The organism is Treponema sp. UBA7570, from assembly GCA_002477955.1.
GTDB lineage: Bacteria > Spirochaetota > Spirochaetia > Treponematales > Treponemataceae > Treponema_D.
The window spans coordinates 19996-23676 of record DLLE01000067.1 but is presented as its reverse complement, the minus strand read 5'-3'; the positions used below and the strand labels follow the sequence as shown (position 1 = coordinate 23676).

Genomic DNA, 3681 nt, shown 5'->3' with positions numbered 1-3681 from the left:
GGGATGGAAGTATGAGTAGGGGGGGATTGCCCGGTCGTGCCGGGCAATGACAGCGAATGCGCTGTCATTATCGGGCTTGACCCGATAATCTATTGAAATTTTCCAACAGATTCCCGTGACGCAGCATGGGAATGACACTTAAATTACTGCTCTTATCAAAACTCGACATTCTGGTTATTTAAAGTTTTCAACGCCTTCTAGGTCAAGTGTTGCAAAAAGGTCGTTGATTGTCTCACGGCGGCGGATTTCTTTTACAGTGCCATCTGCGCGCAAAAGAAGCTCGCCGCATCTTAATTTTCCATTGTAATTAAAGCCCATTGCGCGGCCGTGCGCTCCTGCATCGTGGATTATTACAAGGTCGTCTATATCGATTTTTGGAAGCTTCCTCTGAACTGCAAACTTGTCGCAGTTTTCGCAGAGAGAGCCTACTACATCGTATACATGGTCTTTTGGCGCGTTTTCTTTTCCGCTTACAGTAACTTCGTGGTAAGAACCGTACATGCCTGGTCTCATCAGGTCTGCCATGCAAGAATCAAGGCCTATGTATTCCCTGTAGATGTGCTTTTCGTGAATTGCCTTTGCAACAAGCCAGCCGTAAGGTCCTGTAATAGGGCGTCCGCATTCCCAGTAAATTCCGAGAGGGTCAAGTCCTGCAGGCACAATAATTCTGTCATATTCGGCGCGGATTCCTTTTGCCACTTCATCGTAGTCTACGGCCTTTTGCTCCGGCTTGTAAGGGATTCCAAGTCCTCCGCCTAAATCCACAAACTCAATGTTTACACCGCATTTTTGCTTTACTTCCACTGCAAGCTCAAATACAAGCTTTGCTGTATCAACAAAAAAATCCGGGTTCAGCTCGTTCGAAGCCACCATAGTATGAAGTCCAAAATGCTTTACGCCCTTTTCTTTTGCAACCTTGTATGCCTCGATCATCTGCTCGCGTGTAAGTCCGTATTTTGCTTCTTCCGGTTTTCCGATTATTGAATTGCATCCGTGTTTTGCAGAGCCTGGATTGTACCGGAAGCAAAGTGTTTCTGGGAGTTTTCCAAGAGTTTTTTCCAAAAAACTGATATGGGTAAAGTCGTCAAGATTGATTATGTTTCCGTTTGCAAACGCATACTTAAACTCAGAAGCTGGAGTCTCGTTCGAGGTAAAGATTACCTTGTCTTTTTTGATTCCTGCAATCTCACAGAGCATAAGTTCCGGCAGGCTGGAACAGTCGCCTCCGCACCCCTCTTCCGCAAGAATCTTTAAAATGTAAGGATTAGGGCAGGCTTTTACGGCAAAGTGCTCGCGGAATTTCGGAAAAATCGAAAATGCCTTTGTAAATTTGCGCATATTTTCGCGGATCGCTTTTTCATCGTAAAGATAGAATGGCGTCGGATATGTTTGTGTAAGTTTTTTTAGTTCTTCGCTATTAAGCGGAAATGTTTTTTCCATAATATTTTTCTCCAAAAAAAGAGGCTTATCCGCAAAACGCAGAAAGCCCCTGTTTCGTTTTGTTATTTTTGATCAGTCAAAAAAGCCCTTTGCCTTTAAGAGCTCTGCATTCAAGATGCCGCCGAGAGCGGCGCCGCGCTTTGTATTGTGGCTGAGGGCTACAAACTTAACGTCAAAAACGCCGCATTTGCGAAGCCTTCCGATTACACAGGCCATTCCCTTTTCTGTGTCGCGGTCGCGGCGCGGCTGAGGGCGGTTTTCTTCTTCGCGGTATACAATCGGATGCTCAGGCGCAGAAGGAAGTTTCAGCTCCTGAGGAAGAGAAGCAAATTCTTCCCAGACTTTTAAGATTTGTTCAATAGAAGGCTTTTTGTCTTCTGGAAGGTCAAATTCGAGGTTTACACTTGCAGTATGTCCGTCGATTACAGGAACACGTGTGCATGTCGCAGACACAACAGGCTCAGAAGCATTTTCAATCTTTCCGCCTTTCACAGTTCCCAAAATTTTAAGACATTCTTTCTCGGTCTTTTCTTCTTCGCCTCCAATAAAAGGCACGATATTGTCAATCATATCGAACGAAGAAACTCCCGGATAGCCAGCCCCGGAAACAGCCTGCAAAGTTGTTACAGTCATTCTCTTTACAGGGTAGCCTGCCTTGATAAGAGCGAAAATCGGAATCATATATGTCTGCAAAGAGCAGTTCGGCTTTACAGCGATGAATCCTTTGTCCCAGCCGTGGTGCTTTTTTTGTTCGGCAATCACATCAAGGTGAGAATAGTTGATTTCAGGAATCAGCATAGGAACATCTTCTGTCCAGCGGTTCGCGCTCGCATTGGAAACAACCGGAATTCCTTCTGCCGCATAAGCCGCTTCCAAAGCCTTGATTTCGTCCTTGCCCATTTCGAGCGCGGAAAAGACAAAGCGGCACTTTCCGAGCGCAAGCTTAGGCTCATTTGCGTCCTGAACAGTAAGATTTTTTACATCATCAGGAATATCAGCTCCAATAAGCCAGCGGTTTTTTACAGCTTCAGGATAAAGTTTTCCAGCCGAGCGCGGGCTTGCCGCAACATAGGTTACCTTAAACCACGGATGGTTTTCCAGCAATTTGATGTATCTCTGGCCGACCATTCCAGTCGCGCCCAAAACACCAACATTTATTCTTTCCATATTATTATCTCCCATAAAAAGACAGCCGTTTACTGCAAGCCTGTCTTTGCGTTTTCGTGATTTTGATTACAGGCCGCACTCTTTCAGAGCGTCTTCTATCACTTTTTTTGCGCCATCGTTTACTTCCGCAAGAGGAAGCCTGCATGGACCGGACGGCATGCCTTTTACGCTCATTGCGTATTTGATCGATGTAGGGTTTCCGTCAACAAAGGCAGCTTTAAAGAACGGAAGCAATTTATAATGCGCCTTGCGCGCGGCGTCAAAATCACCTTCAAGAGCCTTATGCGCCATTTCTACGACTGCGGCAGGCGCAAGGTTAGAAACTACTGATATTATGCCGTCGCCGCCGACAGAAATTAAAGGAAGTGTAAGCGCATCGTCTCCGCTCAAAACTGCAAAGTCCGGCTTTTTTGATTTGATTGTGGCAATTACTTCCATCATCTGGTTGATATTGCCGCTTGCCTCTTTTACGCCGGCAATATTCGGAAGCTCCGCAATGCGTGCAAGTGTATCTGTTGTAATATTTACGCCAGTTCTTCCGGCAATGTTATATACTATGATTGGAATTCCAACTTTGCTTACAGCCGCAAAGTGCTGGTAAATGCCTTCTTTTGAAGGTTTGTTGTAATATGGGGTAACAACAAGCGCGGCGTCTGCGCCTGCTTTTTTTGCTCGTTCGCAGTAAATAACTGCATCTTTTGTGTTGTTGCTGCCTGCTCCTAAAATTACAGGAACATGTTTTCCAGTTGCGTTTTCAAACGCTTTAATTTCTTCCATTACAATAGAAATAAGCTGGTCTTCTTCCTGTCCCGGACGTTCGTCGAGAGTCGGAGTTTCTGCTGTAGTTCCAAGAGGAACAAGACCGTCAATGCCCTGCTCAAGCTGGAATTTTACAGTTTTTCTAAAGCCTTCATAATCAACAGAACAGTCAGACTTCATCGGTGTAATCATGGCTGTAAATGCGCCCTGTAATTTTAACATATATTACCTCTTGCTAAACAAAACTTTTTATATAGCCTGAATTTCGAGTTTTATGATTTAATGTCATTATTAGGCTTGACCCGATAATCTATT

General features: G+C 44.8%; 3 protein-coding genes. All 3 read right to left on the bottom strand.

Annotation, left to right across the window (positions count from 1 at the left end):
• Positions 1-174: 174 nt before the first annotated feature.
• The 3 genes from lysA to dapA all read right to left on the bottom strand — a co-directional run bounded on the left by lysA (position 175) and on the right by dapA (position 3588).
• Positions 175-1440, bottom strand: a complete 1266-nt coding sequence (gene lysA / locus B4N75_RS09235) for a diaminopimelate decarboxylase (protein WP_296669037.1) — start codon at positions 1438-1440, stop codon at positions 175-177.
• A gap of 72 nt (positions 1441-1512) precedes the next feature.
• The gene (asd, locus tag B4N75_RS09230) at positions 1513-2607 is read right to left on the bottom strand and encodes an aspartate-semialdehyde dehydrogenase (protein ID WP_296669038.1); all 1095 of its coding nucleotides are present in this window, start codon (positions 2605-2607) and stop codon (positions 1513-1515) included.
• A gap of 66 nt (positions 2608-2673) precedes the next feature.
• The gene (gene dapA / locus B4N75_RS09225) at positions 2674-3588 is read right to left on the bottom strand and encodes a 4-hydroxy-tetrahydrodipicolinate synthase (RefSeq protein ID WP_296020701.1); all 915 of its coding nucleotides are present in this window, start codon (positions 3586-3588) and stop codon (positions 2674-2676) included.
• Between the last annotated feature and the right edge of the window lie 93 nt (positions 3589-3681).